Source organism: Bradyrhizobium sp. Gha, assembly GCF_900113735.1.
Taxonomy (GTDB): domain Bacteria; phylum Pseudomonadota; class Alphaproteobacteria; order Rhizobiales; family Xanthobacteraceae; genus Bradyrhizobium.
Window position 1 is genome coordinate 138,846 of sequence record NZ_FOQM01000015.1, and the last position, 19,218, is coordinate 158,063.

General features: G+C 65.2%; 18 protein-coding genes. 12 read left to right on the forward strand and 6 right to left on the reverse strand.

The genetic code is table 11. From position 1 onward, the window contains the following. Window positions 1-68: 68 nt before the first annotated feature. Window positions 69-839 (reverse strand): enoyl-CoA hydratase, encoded by a 771-nt coding sequence (locus tag BM222_RS19580; protein ID WP_092230446.1) that lies wholly within the window; start codon window positions 837-839, stop codon window positions 69-71. Between the two features lie 151 nt (window positions 840-990). Here BM222_RS19580 and BM222_RS19585 point away from each other — a divergent pair, with 151 nt between their 5' ends. Continuing rightward, window positions 991-1,530 (forward strand): PaaI family thioesterase, encoded by a 540-nt coding sequence (locus BM222_RS19585; protein WP_092230448.1) that lies wholly within the window; start codon window positions 991-993, stop codon window positions 1,528-1,530. Window positions 1,531-1,589: 59 nt separating this feature from the next. Beyond that, entirely contained in the window at window positions 1,590-2,210 is a 621-nt protein-coding gene (locus BM222_RS19590; protein ID WP_092230450.1) for a TetR/AcrR family transcriptional regulator, read from the forward strand. Window positions 2,211-2,312: 102 nt separating this feature from the next. Here the strand turns inward: BM222_RS19590 and BM222_RS19595 are convergent, their stop codons facing one another. Continuing rightward, window positions 2,313-3,227: a LysR family transcriptional regulator gene (locus tag BM222_RS19595; protein WP_092230452.1), complete on the reverse strand. Its 915-nt coding sequence runs from the start codon at window positions 3,225-3,227 to the stop codon at window positions 2,313-2,315. 102 nt (window positions 3,228-3,329) lie between these two features. Between BM222_RS19595 and BM222_RS19600 the strand changes: the two genes are divergently transcribed. From BM222_RS19600 to BM222_RS19635, 8 genes are all read left to right on the forward strand, one after another. After that, entirely contained in the window at window positions 3,330-4,826 is a 1,497-nt protein-coding gene (locus tag BM222_RS19600) for a CoA-acylating methylmalonate-semialdehyde dehydrogenase (protein WP_092230456.1), read from the forward strand. A 152-nt stretch (window positions 4,827-4,978) separates the two neighbouring features. Beyond that, window positions 4,979-6,124, forward strand: coding sequence for an isobutyryl-CoA dehydrogenase (locus tag BM222_RS19605; protein WP_092230459.1), 1,146 nt, complete (start codon window positions 4,979-4,981; stop codon window positions 6,122-6,124). Beyond that, window positions 6,121-7,188, forward strand: a complete 1,068-nt coding sequence (locus BM222_RS19610; RefSeq protein WP_092230461.1) for an enoyl-CoA hydratase/isomerase family protein — start codon at window positions 6,121-6,123, stop codon at window positions 7,186-7,188. The genes BM222_RS19605 and BM222_RS19610 overlap by 4 nt, the downstream gene beginning before the upstream one ends. Before the next feature lie 27 nt (window positions 7,189-7,215). Beyond that, a complete protein-coding gene (gene mmsB, locus BM222_RS19615; RefSeq protein ID WP_092230463.1) occupies window positions 7,216-8,109 on the forward strand; it encodes a 3-hydroxyisobutyrate dehydrogenase in 894 nt (297 codons plus the stop codon). Next, window positions 8,106-9,821 carry an AMP-binding protein gene (locus BM222_RS19620; protein WP_092230465.1) on the forward strand — a complete coding sequence of 572 codons (1,716 nt, stop codon included), beginning with the start codon at window positions 8,106-8,108 and terminating at the stop codon, window positions 9,819-9,821. Before mmsB ends, BM222_RS19620 begins: the two co-directional genes overlap by 4 nt. After that, a complete protein-coding gene (locus BM222_RS19625) occupies window positions 9,822-10,301 on the forward strand; it encodes a MaoC family dehydratase (protein ID WP_092230467.1) in 480 nt (159 codons plus the stop codon). 220 nt (window positions 10,302-10,521) lie between these two features. Further along, entirely contained in the window at window positions 10,522-11,439 is a 918-nt protein-coding gene (locus BM222_RS19630; protein ID WP_092230469.1) for an SDR family NAD(P)-dependent oxidoreductase, read from the forward strand. Beyond that, the gene (locus tag BM222_RS19635) at window positions 11,436-12,662 is read left to right on the forward strand and encodes a BaiN/RdsA family NAD(P)/FAD-dependent oxidoreductase (protein ID WP_092230471.1); all 1,227 of its coding nucleotides are present in this window, start codon (window positions 11,436-11,438) and stop codon (window positions 12,660-12,662) included. Before BM222_RS19630 ends, BM222_RS19635 begins: the two co-directional genes overlap by 4 nt. Here BM222_RS19635 and BM222_RS19640 read toward each other — a convergent pair. Next, window positions 12,657-13,874, reverse strand: a complete 1,218-nt coding sequence (locus tag BM222_RS19640; protein WP_092230472.1) for an MFS transporter — start codon at window positions 13,872-13,874, stop codon at window positions 12,657-12,659. The two genes, BM222_RS19635 and BM222_RS19640, sit on opposite strands and share 6 nt — an antisense overlap. A gap of 94 nt (window positions 13,875-13,968) precedes the next feature. Between BM222_RS19640 and BM222_RS19645 the strand changes: the two genes are divergently transcribed. Beyond that, window positions 13,969-14,871, forward strand: a complete 903-nt coding sequence (locus BM222_RS19645; RefSeq protein ID WP_092230477.1) for a LysR family transcriptional regulator — start codon at window positions 13,969-13,971, stop codon at window positions 14,869-14,871. Here BM222_RS19645 and BM222_RS19650 read toward each other — a convergent pair. From BM222_RS19650 to BM222_RS19660, 3 genes are read right to left on the reverse strand one after another with little or no spacing between them, the layout of a single operon-like run. After that, window positions 14,868-15,947, reverse strand: a complete 1,080-nt coding sequence (locus BM222_RS19650) for a D-TA family PLP-dependent enzyme (protein WP_092230479.1) — start codon at window positions 15,945-15,947, stop codon at window positions 14,868-14,870. The genes BM222_RS19645 and BM222_RS19650 overlap by 4 nt on opposite strands. Window positions 15,948-15,950: 3 nt before the next feature. Continuing rightward, window positions 15,951-17,762 carry an ABC-F family ATP-binding cassette domain-containing protein gene (locus BM222_RS19655; RefSeq protein ID WP_092230487.1) on the reverse strand — a complete coding sequence of 604 codons (1,812 nt, stop codon included), beginning with the start codon at window positions 17,760-17,762 and terminating at the stop codon, window positions 15,951-15,953. Window positions 17,763-17,764: 2 nt separating this feature from the next. Beyond that, window positions 17,765-18,256 (reverse strand): YaiI/YqxD family protein, encoded by a 492-nt coding sequence (locus BM222_RS19660; RefSeq protein ID WP_092230490.1) that lies wholly within the window; start codon window positions 18,254-18,256, stop codon window positions 17,765-17,767. Window positions 18,257-18,361: 105 nt separating this feature from the next. Here BM222_RS19660 and BM222_RS19665 point away from each other — a divergent pair, with 105 nt between their 5' ends. Then, complete coding sequence (locus BM222_RS19665) at window positions 18,362-19,162, forward strand: hotdog family protein (protein ID WP_092230493.1); 801 nt, start codon at window positions 18,362-18,364, stop codon at window positions 19,160-19,162. Window positions 19,163-19,218 lie beyond the last annotated feature (56 nt).

The following is a 19,218-nucleotide window of genomic DNA, read 5'->3' on the forward strand; positions in this document are numbered from 1 at the left end:
ACCGTGCCCGGCATGAGAAATTGTCGTGGTTCGGATGAATTGGGGGCGCTCGATCGCAGGGCGTCCGCTTACCGCTTCCTGTTCACAAACGCCTGCATCAGTCGCGTCGGTTCGTCCGTCAGGAACGATTGGCCGAACACCTTGACGCTGAGGTTGACCGATTCCGTCAGCGGCAATTCCTCCCATTGCCGCAACAGTGCCTTCTGCGAGCGCAGCGCCTCGGGGCCGCATTCGAGCAGCGCGGTCACGAGGTGATTGATTGCGGCATCAAGCCCGCCGGCCGGCGCGACCTTGTCGACCAGGCCCCAGGCCAGCGCCGTCGGCGCGTCGATGTTCTCCGCGGTCATCACCAGCCACCGGGCGCGGGCCCAGCCGATCAGGCGCGGCAAGAGCGCGGCGTGGATCACCGAGGGAATGCCGACGCGAACCTCGGGCATGCCGAAATGCGCATCATGCGCGGCGATCCGGAAGTCGCAGGCCGCCGCCACCTCGAGCCCGCCGCCGAGGCACCAGCCGGGCATGCGTGCGATCATTGGGGCAGGGAACTGGCGTACGGCTTCGCAGAGGTCGCGCAGCCGGCTGATGAAGGCTTCGGCGGACGTCTGGTCGAGCTTCGCCATCTCCTTGATGTCGGCCCCGCCGATCATGCTCTTCTCGCTTTGGCCGCGCAGCACGGCGACGCGGATGCTGCGGTCGTTAGCGAGCTGTTGCAGGCCTTCGCGCACCGCATCGATCACGGGCGAGCCCAGAATGTTCAGAGTGCCGGCATTGCAGATCGCGACATCGACGACGCCGCGCGCATCGCGCGTCACGCCGCAGTGGTCGTTGAGCATGTCCATCGTGAGATCTCGAAGTTTCGCGGACCAGCGCGAGGCGCGCCGGCCGGGATCACTTCCGGGCCGAAACGGCTCCCGTGTCAAGCGCCGGGGCGGAGTTGCAAGTGCGAAGTCCGCCACATAGTATGATGTAAATCATATAAAGAGGCGACCCATGGCTGAGCCCACTCAACTCGACCTGTTTTCGTCAGCGCAGCGGCGCGAGCGCGTGGTGGATTGGCAGGCGCCTGCGCCGGTTGCGAAAGTGGCGATGCGGCTCTCGGGCATGGACGCCATGCTGGGCATCCGCGACGGCCGGCTGCCGCCGCCGCCCTTTGCGAAGCTGATCGGCTTCATCATGGCCCTGGTCGAGCCAGGCCGCATTGTGATGGAACTGGAGCCCCGCGAGGATCTCGAAAACACCATCGGGCTTCTGCACGGCGCCACGGCCGCCGCGCTCCTCGACACCGCCATGGGATGTGCGGTTTCGACCAGATTGGAGGCAGGGCAGGGATCCGTCACGCTCGACCTGAAAATGACCTTCCTGCGTCCGCTCTCGGTGCGGTCGGGGCTGATCTCGGCCGAAGGCAAGGTGATCAAGCTGGGGCGCCAGACCAGCTACACCGAAGGTTTTGTGCGCGACGCCAAGGGAGCCCTCGCAGTCCATGCAACTGCAACCTTTTCCATGATCGGCAGCAATTTTGCCGGGAATTAATGCGCCCGCCGGTCGATATCCGTGTTATGAGATGACCTCCGACATTCAATGAGAGCCGCATGCGCTATTCCCGGGAACACAAGCAGGAAACCCACGACCGCATCGTGAAGAAGGCGTCCGTCCGGCTGCGCGAAAAGGGCGCCCATGGCATCGGCGTCGCCGATCTCATGAAAGAGGCGGGCCTGACCCATGGCGGCTTCTACGCGCATTTCGATTCCCGCGAGGCCCTGGTGATCGAGGCGTTTGCCTACGCCATGGACCGCTCGATGGAACACTGGCGCAAGCAGTCCGATCAGGTCGCGCCCGAGAAGCAGTTCGCGCAGATCGTCGAGACCTATCTCTCGGCTTTGCACCGGGACAATCCCGGCCATGGCTGCTCGATCCCCGCGCTCGGCGCCGAGATCGCGCGCGAGAGCCCGAAGACGCGAAAAGCTTTTGCGGGCAAGCTCGACGAGATGCTCGAGATGATGACCGATTTCATCCCGAACATGCCGCGCAAGGCCGCGCGGAAGCAGGCGATCGCGACGCTGGCGACCATGGCCGGCACCATGCTGCTGGCGCGCATCGCTGGCTCTGGCGAGCTGTCGGATGAGGTGCTGAAGGCGGGCAAGGACAGCGCGTTGGAGGGGGCGAAGCGGGAGCCGGTGAAGGCTGCACCAGCCAAGAAGAAGCAGAGCTAGCCGGGATGCCGCTGAATGCGTAGGGCGGGTCAGCGAAGCGTAACCCGCCGCTGTTACTCTCCGCGGCGACGGAAGTGGTGGGTTACGCTTCGGCTAACCACCCTACGAAGCTCGCCCCGCGAACAAAGCCCGTTCGCGCTCTACGATCTCGCCGATGTAATCCGCCACGGCCCTGATCCGCGCGAGGTCCTTGCTGTCGGCATGCATCAGCATCCAGAACGTCCTGACGATCGAGACCTCCTCGGGCAGCACCGCCACGAGCTGCGGATAATCGCTGGCCATGAAATGCGGCAGCACCGCGATGCCGAAGCCTGCGAGCGTCGCATTGAGCTGCGCGATCAGATTGGCGCTGCGCAGCCGCGCTGAAATCCGTGGCGACACCTGCGGCAGGTAATCGAGCTCCGGCGTGAACAGCAGCTCCTCGATGTAGCCGACGAAGCGGTGTTGCGGCAGCATCTCGCGCGAGGTGATTTTCGGGAAGCGGTCGAGGTAGGCTGGCGCCGCATAGAGCCCGAGGCGGTAGTCGAGCAGCTTGCGACCGACGATGCGGCCTTCCTTGGGCATGGTCAGGCTGATCGCAATGTCGGCCTCGCGCTTGGAGAGACTGAACAGCCGCGCCGTCGCCACAAGTTGCAGATCGAGGTCGGGATAGCGATCGGCGAACGGCGCCAGCCGTGGCGCCAGGAAGGCCGTGCCGAATCCGTCAGGCGCGCCAATCCGCACCGTCCCGGTCAGCCGCGCCACCGAGCCGCCGACCTGCTCCTGGTTGGCGACGATGGTGGATTCCATGGCTTCCGCGCTGTCGGCGACGCGCTGGCCGGCCTCGGTGAGGAGATAGCCGGTCTTGCGCCGGTCAAACAGCTTTGCCGAGAGGTACTTTTCCAGCCGACCCACGCGACGGATCACCGTGGCATGGTCGACGCCGAGCTGTTTTGCCGCAGCCGATACCGAGCCGCCCCGCACGATGGCCAGCACGAAGCGAAAGTCATCCCAATCGATGGTGCCTTGATCCAGCATTTTCGCACATCTATGGTGCAATATATCAGACTTGAATCCAAATAAATGCAGGTCGATAGGATTTGTCAAAGCGTTCCAGCTCGCCCTCAAGGAGATCATTCCATGCGTTCAGTCGGACATTTCATCGGTGGCAAGGAAGTGAAGGGCACGTCGGGCCGGACGGCCGACGTCTTCGAGCCGATGACCGGTGACGTTCAGGCCAAGGTCGCGCTCGCCTCGAAGGCCGAGGTTCGCGCCGCCGTCGAGAACGCGCGTGCGGCACAGCCTGAATGGGCTGCGACCAATCCGCAGCGCCGGGCCCGCGTGATGACGAAATTCGTCGAGCTGGTGCAGCGCGACTACGACAAGCTCGCCGAGTTGCTCGCGCGCGAGCACGGCAAGACCGTGCCGGACGCCAAGGGCGACATCCAGCGTGGTCTCGAGGTCGCCGAATTCGCCTGCGGCATCCCGCATCTGATGAAGGGCGAGTACACCGAGGGCGCTGGCCCCGGCATCGACATCTATTCGCTGCGCCAGCCGCTCGGCGTCGTCGCCGGCATCACGCCCTTCAATTTCCCGGCGATGATCCCGATGTGGAAGTTCGCCCCGGCGATCGCCTGTGGCAACGCCTTCATCCTCAAGCCGTCCGAGCGCGATCCCGGCGTGCCGATGAAGCTTGCCGAGCTGATGATAGAGGCGGGCCTGCCGGCCGGTATCCTCAACGTCGTCAACGGCGACAAGGAAGCGGTCGACGCGCTCCTCGACGATCCCGATATCAAGGCCATCGGCTTCGTCGGCTCCACGCCGATTGCGCAGTACATCTATGAGCGCGCCGCCCAGACCGGCAAGCGCTGCCAGTGTTTTGGCGGCGCCAAGAACCACGCCATCATCATGCCTGATGCCGACATGGACCAGGCCGTCGACGCGCTGATCGGCGCGGGCTACGGCTCGGCCGGCGAGCGCTGCATGGCCGTTTCGGTCGCCGTTCCCGTCGGCAAGACCACTGCGGATCGCCTGATGGACAAGCTGATCCCGCGCGTCGAGAGCCTCAAGATCGGCACCTCGATCGATCCGTCCGCCGATTACGGCCCGCTGGTCACGCGCGAGGCGGTCGAGAAGGTCAAGAGCTACATCGACATCGGCATCAAGGAAGGTGCGACGCTCGCGGTCGACGGCCGCGGCTTCAAGATGCAGGGCTACGAGAAAGGCTTCTATCTCGGCGGTTCGCTGTTCGACAACGTCACCAAGGACATGCGAATCTACAAGGAAGAGATCTTCGGTCCCGTTCTGTCGGTCGTGCGTGCGCATGACTACAAGGAAGCGCTGGCGCTGCCGTCCGACCATGATTACGGCAACGGTGTTGCCATCTTCACCCGGGACGGCGACGCGGCGCGCGACTTCGCGGCCAAGGTGAATGTCGGCATGGTCGGCATCAACGTGCCGATCCCGGTGCCGATCGCCTACTACACCTTCGGCGGCTGGAAGAAGTCTGGCTTCGGCGATCTCAACCAGCACGGCCCGGACTCGATCCGCTTCTACACCAAGACCAAGACGGTGACCTCGCGCTGGCCGTCCGGCGTCAAGGAAGGTGCGGAGTTCTCGATCCCGACGATGAAGTAGGGCTGTTGCCCAGCCCGTCATTGCGAGCGTAGCGAAGCAATCCGGAATCTTCCCGCAGAAACAATCTGGATTGCTTCGTCGCTTCAGTGCAAAATTGCTCCGCAATTTTGTCACGAGCTCCTCGCGATGACGAGGAAGGTGAGGAGCCCAGCATGCAGTTCGCCCTGAATGAGGATCAAGTCGCGGTTCGCGACATGGCGTTGGCGTTCGCGGCGGAAAAGATCGCGCCGCACGCGCTGCGCTGGGATGAGGAAAAGCATTTTCCCGTCGACGTGATGCGCGAGGCCGCCACGCTCGGCATGGGCGGCATCTACATCCGCGAGGATGTCGGCGGCTCCGCCATGACGCGGTTCGACGCGGCGCTGATCTTCGAGGCGCTGGCGACGGGCTGCCCGACCATTTCGGCCTTCATTTCCATCCACAACATGGCGAGCTGGATGATCGATGCCTTCGGCAGCGATGCCCAGCGCCATCAATGGCTGCCAAGGCTCTGCACCATGGAGCTGATCGCGAGCTATTGCCTGACCGAGCCGGGCGCCGGCTCGGATGCGGCGGCGCTGCGCACCCGGGCGCTGCGCGACGGCGATCACTATGTGCTCAACGGCCAGAAGCAGTTCATCTCCGGCGCCGGCGGCACCGATCTGCTGGTCGCGATGGTGCGCACCGGCGGCGACGGTCCCGGCGGCATCTCGACCCTCGTCATCGACGGCAAGACGCCGGGTGTCTCGTTCGGTGCCAATGAGCGCAAGATGGGCTGGAACGCGCAGCCGACCCGCGCCGTGATCTTCGAGAATGCCCGCGTGCCAGTTGCCAACAGGCTGAGCGAGGAGGGCATCGGTTTCAAGATCGCGATGGCTGGGCTTGACGGGGGCCGTCTCAACATCACGGCTTGTTCTGTTGGTGGTGCCCAAACCGCGCTCGACAAGGCGCGCGCCTACATGACGGAGCGCAAGGCGTTTGGGAAACGCCTCGACGAATTCCAGGCGCTGCAATTCCGCCTCGCCGACATGGCGATCGAGTTGGAGGCCGCGCGTACCTTCCTGTGGCGCGCGGCTGCGGCGCTCGACCGCAAGGACCCTGACGCCACCATGCTGTGCGCGATGGCCAAGCGCTTCGGCACGGATGTGGGCTTCGAGGTCGCCAACCACGCGCTCCAGCTTCACGGCGGCTACGGTTATCTCAGCGAATACGGCATCGAGAAGATCGTGCGCGATCTGCGCGTGCACCAGATCCTCGAAGGCACCAATGAAATCATGCGGCTCATCGTGGCGCGCAAATTGATCGAGGGCGCGCGATGAGTGAAGCGGAAGAGGGCGATCTGATCGTTCGCCGCGAGGGTGCGGCGGGCGTGATCCGCCTCAACCGTCCCAAGGCGATCAACGCCATGACGCTGGAGATGTCGGAAGGCATCGACGCGGCGCTTGATAGGTTCGAGACCGATCCTGACGTCGCTGTGATCATCCTGGAAGGCGCGGGCGAGCGCGGTCTCTGCGCCGGCGGCGACATCCGCGGCCTCTGGGAAAGCTCGCGCGAGGGCGGCGATCTCGGCGCCCGGTTCTGGCGCCAGGAATACGTCATGAACGCGCGGATCGCGAAATATCCGAAGCCCTACGTCGCCTTCATGGATGGCCTGGTGATGGGCGGTGGCGTCGGCCTCTCGGGCCATGCCAGCCATCGGATCGTCACCGATCGCACCAAGCTCGCCATGCCCGAGGTCGGGCTCGGTTTCTTCCCCGATGTCGGCGGCACCTTTCTGCTGTCGCGTTCGCCCGGCGAGATTGGCACTTATTTCGGCCTGACTGGCCAGACCATGAACGGCCCCGATGCGGTCCACGCGAAATTCGCTGACGCCGTGATATCTGCGGCCAAATGGCCGGAGCTGCGTGCGGCTCTGACCAAGGTTCGCCAAGGCGCCACTGCGGCCGATGTCACTAGACTCATCAACGGTTTTGCGACCGGTGAAACCGCGGGACCGGTCGCCGCCAAAGAGCCCGTCATCGACGCGCTGTTCGGCTTCGACCGCATGGAAGACATTTTTGCCGCGCTGAAGCGCGACGGCTCCGAATTCGCGCTGGCGACGCTGAAGACGCTCACCGAAAAATCGCCGCGCGGCATGGTGGTGACGCTGAAATTGCTGCGGCTCGCGCGAACCGCGTCAACTCTGGAAGAGTGCCTGGTGCGCGAATATCGCGCCGCCTGCGAAGTGTTTCGCAGTGATGACTTCCGCGAGGGCGTGCGCGCCGCTGTCATCGACAAGGACCGCAATCCGACCTGGTCGCCGCCGCGGGTCGAGGATGTAACGCCGCAAATGCTTGCGCCGTATTTCGCCGAGATCGGCGCCGACGAGCTGAAGTTCAATTGATCAACGCTACATCTGGAGGAAACGACAATGGCCACGATCGCATTCATCGGTCTCGGCAACATGGGCGGCCCAATGGCCGCCAACCTGGTCAAAGCCGGCCACAACGTGGTGGCGTTCGATCTCGTCGAGGCCTCCCGCAATCAAGCCAAGGCCGATGGCGCCGGCATCGCTGATAGCGCATCGGGCGCGGTGAAGGGCGCCGATGTCGTCGTCACCATGCTGCCCGCAGGCAAGCATGTGCTCAGCGTCTGGAACGAGGTCGTACCCGCGATGACCAAGGGTGCGCTGATCATCGACAGCTCCACCATCGATGTCGAAAGCGCCAGGGCCGCGCATGCGCTCGCGGCCAAGAATGGCGTGCTCTCGGTCGATGCGCCGGTTTCCGGCGGGACCGGCGGTGCCAAGGGGGCAACGCTCACCTTCATGTGCGGCGGCGAGGAGGGCGCGTTCGCGGCAGCCAGGCCCGTGCTGGAAAACATGGGCAAGAAGATCGTGCATTGCGGCGGCGCCGGCGCCGGGCAGGCGGCCAAGATCTGCAACAACATGATCCTCGGGATTTCCATGATCGCGGTGAGCGAAGCCTTCGCGCTCGGCGAAAAGCTCGGCCTCTCGCATCAGGCGCTTTTCGACGTGGCCTCGACCTCGTCGGGTCAGTGCTGGTCGCTCACGACCTATTGCCCGGTTCCCGGTCCGGTGCCGACCTCGCCCGCGAACAACGACTACAAGCCGGGCTTCGCCTCGGCGCTGATGGTGAAAGACCTGACGCTGGCGCAGGACGCCGCCAAGGCCACTGGCGCCGCGACGCCGCTCGGCAAGCATGCACAGGAGATCTATCAGTCTTTCGACGCAGCCGGCCAGGGCGGGGTGGATTTTTCCGGTATTATCAAGCACGTTAGGGAGCTAGCCGGGAAAGCCCAATGACGACGTTTCAGGACGCGCGCGCGTTTCTTCTTCAGCACCGCACGGATTACGAAACAGCGGTCAGGGATTTCCGCTGGCCCGATCCGGGCCCCTTCAACTGGGCGCTCGACTGGTTCGACGAGCTCGCGAAGGATGCGGATGCCAAGGACCGGCCCGCGCTCTGGATTGTCGATGCCGCACAGGACAAGCAGACAAAACTATCCTTCGCGGCGCTCTCGAAGCGTTCCAACCAGGTCGCCAACTTTCTCCGTGCGCAAGGCCTGAAGCGCGGCGACCATCTTCTGCTGCTGCTCGGCAATGTGGTTCCGCTATGGGAGACGATGCTGGCGGCGATCAAGCTCGGTGTCGTCGTGATTCCTGCGACCACGCTGCTCACCGCCGAAGAGCTGCGCGACCGGCTCGATCGTGGCCAGGCGAAAGCAGTGGTGGCTGCGGAAGACCAGGTCGCGAAAGTCGCAAGCCTTGGAGCCGGGAACACCGTCCGCATCGTCGTTGGTGCGGCCTCCGATGGCTGGCTCGCTTTTGACCAGGCGGCGAAGGCTTCGGAGAGTTTCACGCCCGACGGCCCGACCAATGCCGACGACCCGATGCTGCTCTATTTCACCTCGGGCACCACGGCAAAGCCAAAGCTGGTCCGGCACAGCCAGCGCAGCTACCCCGTCGGGCATCTCTCGACCATGTACTGGATCGGACTGCAGCCAGGCGACATCCACCTCAACATTTCCTCGCCCGGCTGGGCCAAGCATGCCTGGAGTTGCTTCTTCGCGCCGTGGAATGCTGGCGCCACCGTGTTCGTGGTCAACCAGCCGCGCTTCGACGCCAAGGGGCTGCTCGCCACCATCGGCCGCTGCGGCGTCACCACGCTGTGCGCGCCGCCAACGGTGTGGCGGCTGTTCATCCAGGAGGACCTGGGCTCGTTCAAGATGAGCTTGCGGGAGGTCTGCGGCGCGGGCGAGCCGCTCAATCCTGAAGTGATCGATCAGGTGCAGGCAGCCTGGGGCCTCACGATCCGTGACGGCTACGGCCAGACCGAGACCACGGCGCTTGCCGGCAATTCGCCGGGCCAGAAGATCAAGGTCGGCTCCATGGGCCGGCCGCTGCCGGGCTATCGCGTGCAGGTCAGCGATGCCGATGGCCATCCCGCCAAGGAGGGCGAGGTGGCCTTGCTGCTGGGCGCGGATCGTCCTGCCGGCCTGATGCAGGGCTATCAGGGCGACGACGGCAAGCTCTCCGGCGCCGAAGGCGAGCTCTATCGCAGTGGGGACGTCGTTTTTGAAGACGAGGATGGCTATCTCACCTTCGTCGGCCGTTCCGATGACGTCTTCAAATCTTCGGACTATCGCATCAGCCCGTTCGAGCTGGAGAGCGTGCTGCTCGAGCACGAACTGGTGGCGGAAGCCGCGGTGGTGCCGAGCCCCGATCCGATCAGGCTCGCGATCCCCAAGGCCTTCGTGCTGTTGACCTCGGGCGCGGAGCGGACGCCGGAGACGGCGCTCTCCATCTTCAAGCACCTGCACACGCGGCTTGCGCCGTTCAAGCGCATCCGCCGGCTCGAGATCGTCACCGAGCTGCCGAAGACGATCTCTGGCAAAATCCGCCGCGTGCAGCTACGACGGCTCGAACGCGACAATGATCGCGACGACCCGCTGCGCGGCCGGGAATTCCGTGAGGAGGACTTTCCCGAGCTGCCGAAAACGAGAAGTGAGACCTAAGTGAACGAAATCTGGAAGAAGCCGCCAATCACGCTGGAGGCCTATCAGGCCATGGTCGGCAAGGAGATCGGCGTGTCGTCCTGGCACCTGATCGACCAGCCCCGCATCGACACCTACGCCGATGTGATCGAGGATCACCAGTTTATCCACGTCGATCCGGAACGCGCGAAGAAGGAAACCTCCTTCGGCACCACGATCGCGCACGGTTTTCTCACGATGTCGCTGCTGTCAATCATGTCCTATGAGGTGATGCCTGTGATCGCCGGCACCACGATGGGCGTCAATTACGGCTTCGACAAGCTGCGCTTCATCTCGCCGGTGCGCTCGGGCAAGCGCGTTCGTGGCCGTTTCGTGCTGGCCGAGGCCAAGCTGCGCAAGCCGACCGAGTTGCAGTCGCGCACCAACGTGACGGTGGAGATCGAAGGCGAGGACAAGCCCGCGCTGGTCGCGGACTGGCTCGGGTTGATCTATTTCGCGTAACCCTGGCCGGGCTTGACCCGGCCATGCATCGCTGCTCAAAAGCTGGCCAAATCTCTCGCGGAGCGCTTTTACCCTCTCCCCCTGTGGGAGAGGGTGGCTTCGCGGAACGCGAAGCCGGGTGAGGGGTATCTCTCCACGAGCTCGGCTGCTGCGAAATACCCCTCATCCGGCGCTTCGCGCCACCTGCTCCCGCAAGGGGAGAAGGAAGAAAGGAAGCATCATGCCAATCAGGTTCGACGGACGCGTCGCCATCGTCACCGGCGCCGGCAATGGTCTCGGACGCGCGCATGCGCTGGGCCTTGCCAGCCGCGGCGCGAAGGTCGTCGTCAACGATTTCGGCGGCGCGCGCGACGGTAGCGGTGGTTCGCTCTCGCCGGCCGAAGCGGTGGTCGAGGAGATCCGCAAAGCGGGCGGCACGGCGATGGCCGACGGCGCTGACGTCTCGAACTTCGAGCAGGTCACCGCCATGGTCGAGCGCGCCACCAGGGAATGGGGCAGCGTCGATCTGATGTGCGCCAATGCCGGCATCCTGCGCGACAAGTCGTTCGGCAAGATGGAAGCGGCCGATTTTCAGAAGGTGCTCGACGTGCATCTGGTCGGCACGTTCTATTGTTGCAAGGCGGTCTGGGCCGGCATGCGCGACCGCAACTATGGTCGTATCGTGTTGACGACCTCATCCTCCGGCCTATACGGCAATTTCGGCCAGGCCAATTACGGCGCGGCGAAATCAGGCATGGTCGGTCTGATGAACGTGCTCGCCGAGGAAGGCCGCAAGAACAACATCCGCGTCAACATCATCTCGCCCACGGCGGCGACCCGCATGACCGAGGAGCTGCTGCCGCCACAGGCGCTGCAACTGATGAAGCCCAACGCGATCACGCCCGCGGTCGAGTACATGCTGAGCGAGGACGCGCCGACCCGCACCATCATGGGCGCCGGGGCGGGCTCCTTCGCCGTGATCAAGATTTTGGAGAGCGAAGGCATCAACCTGCCGGAGTCGGAGTGGACGCCTGACGCAGTCGCCGCGCATTTCGCCGAGATCAGCGACATGTCGAAGGCCAAGGCGCTGGCCGGCGCATTCGAGCAGACGCAGAAATACGTGGCGCAGGCCGCGGCGCGGGCGGGGATCAAGCTCTGACCGACGTCGCCGTCATCGGTGCCGGTCCCGCCGGGCTGATGGCGGCGGAGGTGCTCGCATCGGGCGGCGCCCGCGTCACCGTCTTCGACGCGATGCCGTCTGCGGGCCGCAAATTCCTGATGGCTGGCCGCGGTGGGCTCAACCTGACCCACAGCGAGCCGCTGGCGGATTTCCTCCCCCGCTACCGCGAAGCGATGCCGCACTTGCGCTCCGCGGTCGAGGCGTTCCCGCCCGATAAGCTGCGCGACTGGAGCGCAGCGCTTGGACAGCCGACCTTCGTCGGCAGCAGCGGGCGGGTATTTCCGAAAACCTTCAAGGCCTCACCCTTGCTGCGCGCCTGGCTGCGGCGGCTCGATGCCGCTGGCGTGCAGTTCGCATTTCGGCATCGCTGGACCGGCTGGGACGATCAGGGGCGGTTGCAATTTCAAACGCCCGACGCCGCGCGAGCCGTCGCGTCCAAGGTAACCGTGCTCGCGCTGGGGGGCGCCAGCTGGCCGCGGCTCGGCTCGGATGGCGCGTGGGTCGATTGTCTCGCCGCAAAAGGCATTGCTGTCTCAAAGCTGCGGCCGGCCAATTCCGGCTTCACGGTCTCGTGGTCCGACGTCTTCCGCGATCGCTTTGAGGGCCAGCCGCTCAAGGGCGTGGCGCTGACGGTCGGCACGCACACGGTGCGCGGGGAAGCAATGATCACCCGGGCCGGCATCGAGGGCGGCGCGATCTATGCGCTATCGGCGGAGCTGCGCGAGGCGGTGCTGGGGATCGGGCAGGCGACATTGACGATCGCATTGAGGCCGGATCTCACCACGGAGGTGCTGGCCACGCGCCTGTCAGGCACGCGCGGCAAGCAGTCTCTCGCAAATTTCCTGCGCAAGGCGGCGCAATTGTCGCCGGTCGGCATTGGCCTGATGCAGGAAACGGCCATTGCGTCCGGCCGGCAACTGGCCGTGTTCTCGCCGGTGGAGCTGGCGCATCTGGTGAACGCCATTCCGGTTCAGCTCACCGGCGTCGCTCCGCTCGACCGCGCCATCTCGACCGCGGGCGGCATTGCCTTCGACGAGCTCGACGAAAATTTCATGCTGCGCAAACTGCCCGGCGTGTTCGCCGCCGGCGAGATGCTGGACTGGGAGGCGCCGACCGGCGGCTATCTCCTGCAGGCCTCGTTTGCCACGGGAGCGGCTGCGGGCAGGGGTGTGCTGCACTGGTTGGCACCATCCCGATCATGATGTGCCCGTCTTGGTCAGCAGATCAGTGAGGAGGCCGAGCACACCAAACGCCGCTGCAACGGCGCAGACCGCGGTCCAACCGCCATAGCTCCAAGCCAGTGACGCTGTTGCAGCTCCGATGCCCCCGCCGATGAAGAACAGCGCGACGAACAGGCCATTGATGCGGCCGCGCGCCTCGGGGCGCAGCAAATTGACGGCGCGGCGTCCGAGTGTCTGGTCGGCAGTGATGCCGACATCCAGCAGGATGGTGCCGAGGCCCAACACCAGCAGGGCAGCGGTACGGGACTCGATCATGCCCGCCCAGGCGCAAAGAGCCAGGGAGCCGATGATGCACACATGAGCCGCGAAGAACATCGGGCGTGCCCAGCCCTTGTCACCCCAACGGCCGGCGAGCGGTGTCGCCGCGGCGCCGGCCACGCCGATCAGCGCGAAAGCGGCAATGCCTTTGGCGTCGAGCATGAACGGTGCATCCGGCAGGCGCAGTGCAACCGCGGACCAGAATGCTGTGAAGGATGCCATGACCAGCGAAGCCGTCCAGGCCCGCACGCGCAGCACAGGCTCTTCCCGCAGCAGTCTGGGGAACGAGCCGAGCAGTTCCCCGTAGCTTACCCGGGTGGCCGGTTGCAGCGCTGGCAAAAAGCGGCTGAGTGCGCCGGCCAGGACTGTCATCAGAGCGGCCGAGGCGAGATAGTACGCGCGCCAGCTCCAGAGGTCGGCGATCAGGCTCGCTGCCGGCCGCGACAGCAGGATGCCGATCATGAGTCCGCCCATGACCTCGCCGATGGCCTGGCCGCGACGCTCAGCTGCGACCATCGAGGCCACCAGAGGAACCGTCATCTGGATCGCCGCGCAGGAGGCGCCGAGAATGAACGTGGCGAGCAACAGGAGCGCGGGTGACGGCGCGAGCGCGGTCGCCAGAGCCGCGGCGATCGCGCAGCCGAGCGTCCGCAGGATCAGCCGCCGGTTCTCAATGAGATCGACGAGCGGCACCAGCAAAACCAGGCCGAGTGCATAACCAAGCAGGGTCAACGTGCTGACGAGGCCGGCCTCAAAGGCGGTCATGGCCAGGGATCGGCCGATCAGGCCCACCAGAATCTGCGGCGCGAACAGATTGGTGACAACGACGCCCGTGGTGATCGCGCCGAGCCAGATCAGGGATCGCTCGGCGAGCTGCTTCGGGGAGGCAAGCTTGGTGGTTTCGGAGATGGTCATGGGGCCTCGCGGACTGGATGCGTGGGCCCTCTTTAAGCGGGAGCTCTAATATGCTACAAATCAATTAAGTCTATAAAGAATATGCGTGTCTCTCATGAATACCCATGATCTCGTCGCCTTCGTCGCCGTAGTCGAGACCGGCTCCATCGTTGCGGCCTCGATGCGTCTCAACCTCACGCAGCCCGGCGTAACGCGGCGCATCCAGAATCTCGAGGAGATGCTGGGCGCGCAATTGCTGGACCGTCTGTCGAAACCGTTGAAGCCGACGGCCGCCGGTCATGAGGCCTACGAGCAGGGCCGGCGCCTGCTCAGAATGCTGGACGATCTCAAGGCCGGCGTCGCCAATGACGGTGTGGTTCGCGGCGAGTTCAGGCTCGGTCTCACGCCGTTCCTCTCCGAGGCCGGGCTCAGCGCGCCGCTCGATTCGGTGCGTGCCGAATTTCCGGCGCTGAGCGTGCGCGTCGTGTCGGGCTGGTCGCCCAACCAAATCGAGCGTGTCAGCCGCAACGAGCTGGATGCCGCCGCGATCTGCCTGCCCGATGGTGCGGCCCCGCCCGCCGATCTCGTCGCCGACGATCTCGGTTCGCAGCCGGTGATGTTCGTCGTCGCGCGCGAGATGAAGATTCCCCGCACCGTCGATCTGGAACACCTGTCGCAGCTCTCATGGGTGATCAACCAGGACGGCTGCGGCTTTCGCGACACCCTCAAGCGCCGCTTTGATGCCGAACATCTGCCGTTCACCGTCGCCGTGGAGGCGCTCGACAGCGAGCTTCGCCTGTCGCTCGTGGCGCGCGGCCTTGGTGTCGGGCTGGTAACGCCGCTTGCGCTGAAGCGCAGCGCGTTCCGCACCAAGCTGAAGCCGGTTGTTGCACGTGATTTCAATCCCGCGGTGCGCGCATGGCTGGTGCATCGCCCACCGGCCGGGCGGCTGGCCCGCCCGATCAACTTGTTCCGCGAGGGCCTCGATCGCGAGCTTCAGGCTCTCATTCGCGCCTAGCGCAGCTTTCCCCGCGCCGCCACCGGCAGCGTGCCGATGATCTCCTCGCCGCGCACCATCACCACTTCGTCCATCATGTTGACGACGACGCAGACGTGGTTCGGCACGATGCGGACGACGTCGCCGACGTTTGGTCGTGTGTTGCTGCGGGAGAGGTCGAGAAAGCCGTGCTCCTCGGCGAAGCGGGCGATCTTGGCCTCGGGGTGCTCCAGGATCAGGCCGTGGCCGTCGAGGCCGCCGGTATCCGTCGTGAGCGTCTTCGAGCCGGCATCGAGAATGCCGCGCTCGGGGGCGGCACGGCTCACCACTGTCGAATAGATGTGCAGCGCGCAATCGTCCCAGGTGGCGGAGCCGGCCGCGACCTGCATGCGGTCGTTGTAGATATAGGTGCCGAAGCGGTGCTCGGTGCCGCCCTTGAGCTTGCCGATGTTGACGAGGTTCGGCGTGCCGCCGGTCGAGACCATTTTTGCGTCAAGCCCGTGCTCGCGCACGCCGGCCAGCGCCTCGTCGAAGAATGTCTGCGCATCGCCCCAGCCTGTTTCGGTCGGGTAGAGCATGAAACCGGCAAACTCCAAGCCCTTGGACGCGGCAATTTCGCGCGCGAGCGCGATCGCCTCCGCCGGCGTCTCGACGCCCGCGCGCTTGCGCCCGGTATCGCATTCCACAACGACCGAGAGCGGACGGCCCGAGGCCGCGGCGGCCTTGGGCAGGCCAGCAACGACGGTCGAATTGTCGGCGGCGACCGTCATCTTGGTCTTGGCATTCAGCGCGCCCAGCCGCGCCATCTTCTCTTCGCCAAGCAGATTGTAGCTGATCAGGATGTCATCGATGCCGGCATTGGCCATGATCTCGGCCTCGCCGATCTTCTGGCAGGTGATGCCCTTGGCGCCCGCCGCGATCTGCATCTTGGCAAGGGTCGGGTTCTTGTGCGTCTTGATATGCGGCCGGTTGGCGATTCCGGCGGCGTCGCAAGCCTTCTGGATCCGCGCGATGTTGCGCTCGACCTTGTCCATGTCGATGACGGCGCACGGCGTGCCGTATTCGCGGGCGATCTTTGCAGCAAGAGTCGTTGTCATGGGTCAAGCCTGTTCTATCTCTTCGCGAAGCATTTCAAGTTCAAGCCAGCGCTCTTCAGCTGCTGACAATTCGTCATGTGCCCTGGCGATCGCGGCCGAGGTATCGTCGAATGTCTTGCGATCCCTGACATAGAGATTGGGATCGTCAAGCACACGCTGCAGCTTTGCGATGTCGGCATGCAGCGTCTCCATCCTCTTCGGCAGCGTTTCCAGCGCGTGCTTTTCGTTGAAGCTGAGCTTGCGCTTGGGAGCGGACGAGGCAGCAGCGGGGCGCTCCTCCTTCTTCTCCGCAGGAGCTTGCGCCTTCGACGTTTCGCGCCTCAAATCCGCGCCACGCTGCGCCAGCATGTCGCTATAGCCGCCGGCATATTCGATCCACTTGCCATTGCCCTCCGGCGCGATCACCGAGGTGACGACGCGGTCGAGGAAGTCGCGATCATGGCTGATCAGTATGACGGTGCCCTCGTAGTCGCCGAGCATGTCTTCGAGCACGTCGAGGGTCTCCAGGTCGAGATCGTTGGTCGGCTCGTCCAGCACCAGCAAATTCGAGGGCTTTGCCAGCGCGCGCGCCAGCATCAGCCGGCCGCGCTCGCCGCCCGACAGAACCTCCAAGGGCGTGTTGCGTTGCTCCTGGGCGAACAAAAAGTCCTTCATGTAGCCGACGACGTGCTTCGGCTTGCCGCCCACCATGATCTGGTCGCCACGGCCGCCGGTCAGCGCCTCGGCCAGCGTCGATTTCGGGTCGAGGCTTTCACGGTGCTGGTCGAGCGTCGCCATCTCCAGATTGGCGCCGAGCCGCACCGTGCCGGAATCCGGCTGAATGCCGCCGGTAAGCAGATTGACCAGCGTGGTCTTGCCGGCGCCGTTCGGGCCAACGATACCGAGCCGGTCGCCGCGCTGGATCCGGGTGGAGAAACTATCGACGATCACGCGCGCACCAAAGGCCTTGGTGACGGCCTTCGCCTCGATCACGAGCTTGCCCGATTGCTCTGCTTCCGCCGCGGCAAGATTGGCGCTGCCGGCGGTGCCGCGGTAATTTCGGCGCTGGTCGCGCAGCGCGTGCAGATTGCCGAGCCGCTTGACGTTGCGCTTGCGCCGGCCGGAGACGCCGTGGCGCAGCCAGTGCTCCTCGTCGACGATCTTGCGGTCGAGCTTGTGCTGGTCGCGCTCTTCCTCCGCCAGCACCTCGTCGCGCCAGCTCTCGAACGAGGCAAAGCCTCGGTCGATTTGCTTGATCTTGCCGCGGTCGAGCCAAGCGGTGGAGCGCGACAGATTGGTGAGGAAGCGGCGGTCGTGGCTGATGATGACAAGCGCGCTGCGCCGGGAGTCGAGCTCCCTTTCCAGCCATTCAATGGTGGAGAGATCGAGATGGTTGGTCGGCTCGTCCAGCAGCAAGATGTCGGGCGAGGGCGCCAGCACCCGTGCCAGCGCCGCGCGGCGGGCTTCGCCGCCGGAGACGTTGGCCGGGTTTTCGTTGCCGGTGAGCCCGAGCTGCTCGACCAGGTAGCGCGCCTGATACGGATCGTCGCCGGGCGCGAGACCGGCCTCGACATAGGCGAGCAGGGTGTCGTGCTCGCCGAAGTCGGGCTCTTGCGGCAGATAGCGAACGGTCGCGCCGGGCTGCACGAAGCGGGTGCCCCCATCAGGTTCGACCAGGCCGGCCGCGATTCTGAGCAGCGTCGACTTGCCCGAGCCGTTGCGGCCGATCAGGCAGACGCGCTCGGATGGCGCGACATTGAGTTCGACGCCCGACAGCAGCGGCGTGCCGCCGAAGGTGAGCTTGACGTCTTTCAGTTGGATCAGCGGCGGCGCCATCCTCAGCCCTGACTTGTTGCGGCCTGATCGGCGCGGCGACGCTGGATCCGGCGCAGCGTCTGGTCGAGCGCCGAGAGAAATGTCGAGCGGTCGCGCGGCGAGAACGCGCGCGGGCCGCCGGTGACCTCGCCGGCCGAGCGCAGATCCGTCATGAGATTGCGCACCGCCAGCGTCATGCCGATCGACTCTTCGGTGAACGGCTTGCCGCTCGGTGCGATCACGTCGGCGCCGGCCTTCACGCAGCGGCTCGCCAGCGGGATGTCCGAGGTGATGACGACATCGCCGGCCTTGGCCCTCTCCGCGATCCAGTCGTCGGCCGCGTCCATGCCGGCACCTGCCGCGATGCGTTCGATCAGCGGGTCCTGCGGCACGCGAATGAAGTTGCCGGCGACGACGCTCACGGGCACGCCGTGGCGGAGCGCGACGCGATAAATCTCGTCCTTCACCGGACAGGCGTCGGCGTCGACATAGATGCGGGTGGGGGTGTCGGTCATTCGCCGCGTGGTACCCCATTCGGGCCGCAAAGGCGAGGGGATTGACCGGTGTTCCCGAGGCCCTACGATCGGCCCTAAACAACAAGAAATATGAGGAAATGCGCAATGCCGCACCGGCTCGAAACCTACCGCGTCGAGGCCTACAACACCGCAAAGCAGTCCGAAAACAAGATGCACGACGACGCGGTGGCGCGCCGCTTCGGCTTCTCCGGCGGGCTGGTCCCGGGCGTCGATGTCTTCGCCTACATGATGCACGTACCGCTGGCGCACTGGGGCCGCGATTTCCTGTCGCGCGGGCTGGTCGAGGCGCGCTTCATCAAGCCTGTTTATGACGGGGAGACCGCCGATGTCGAGGCCACCGAGCATAACGGCCTGCTGACGATCGAGGTGTTCAGCCGAGCCGAGCTCTGCGCCACGGGCACGGCGTCGCTGCCGGCGGCCGCGCCCGCGGTATCGTTGAGTGACTATGTCGAAGTCCGCGCCGTGGCCGATCGCAAGCCGGTCAGTTCTGAGATCTTCGCAACAGGCAAATGGCTGGGGACGACGCCGCGCCGCTGGTCCGGGCCAGATGCGACCGGCTATCTCGCCGATATCAGGGAGACGGATCCGATCTTCGCGCGCGAAGGGCTCGGGCATCCCGGCCTGATCCAGCGCGTCATGAACCGTGTGCTGACCGACAACACGATTCTCGGCCCGTGGATTCACGTCGGCAGCCGCATGCAGTTGCTGTGCGCCGCGCGCGCCGGCGACGAGATCGCAGCGCGGGCGAGGGTCACCGCGAACTACGAGAAGAAGGGCCACCGCTTCGTCGAGCTTGACGCGCTCGTCGTCGCCAACGGCACCACGCCGGTCGCGCATTGCCAGCACACCGCAATCTACCAACCGCGCGAAGAGGCCGCGGCGTAGCGCGGGGAGAAGGCAAGGCCGTCACCACAGAAGCGGTGTCATGCCCCGCGACGGCG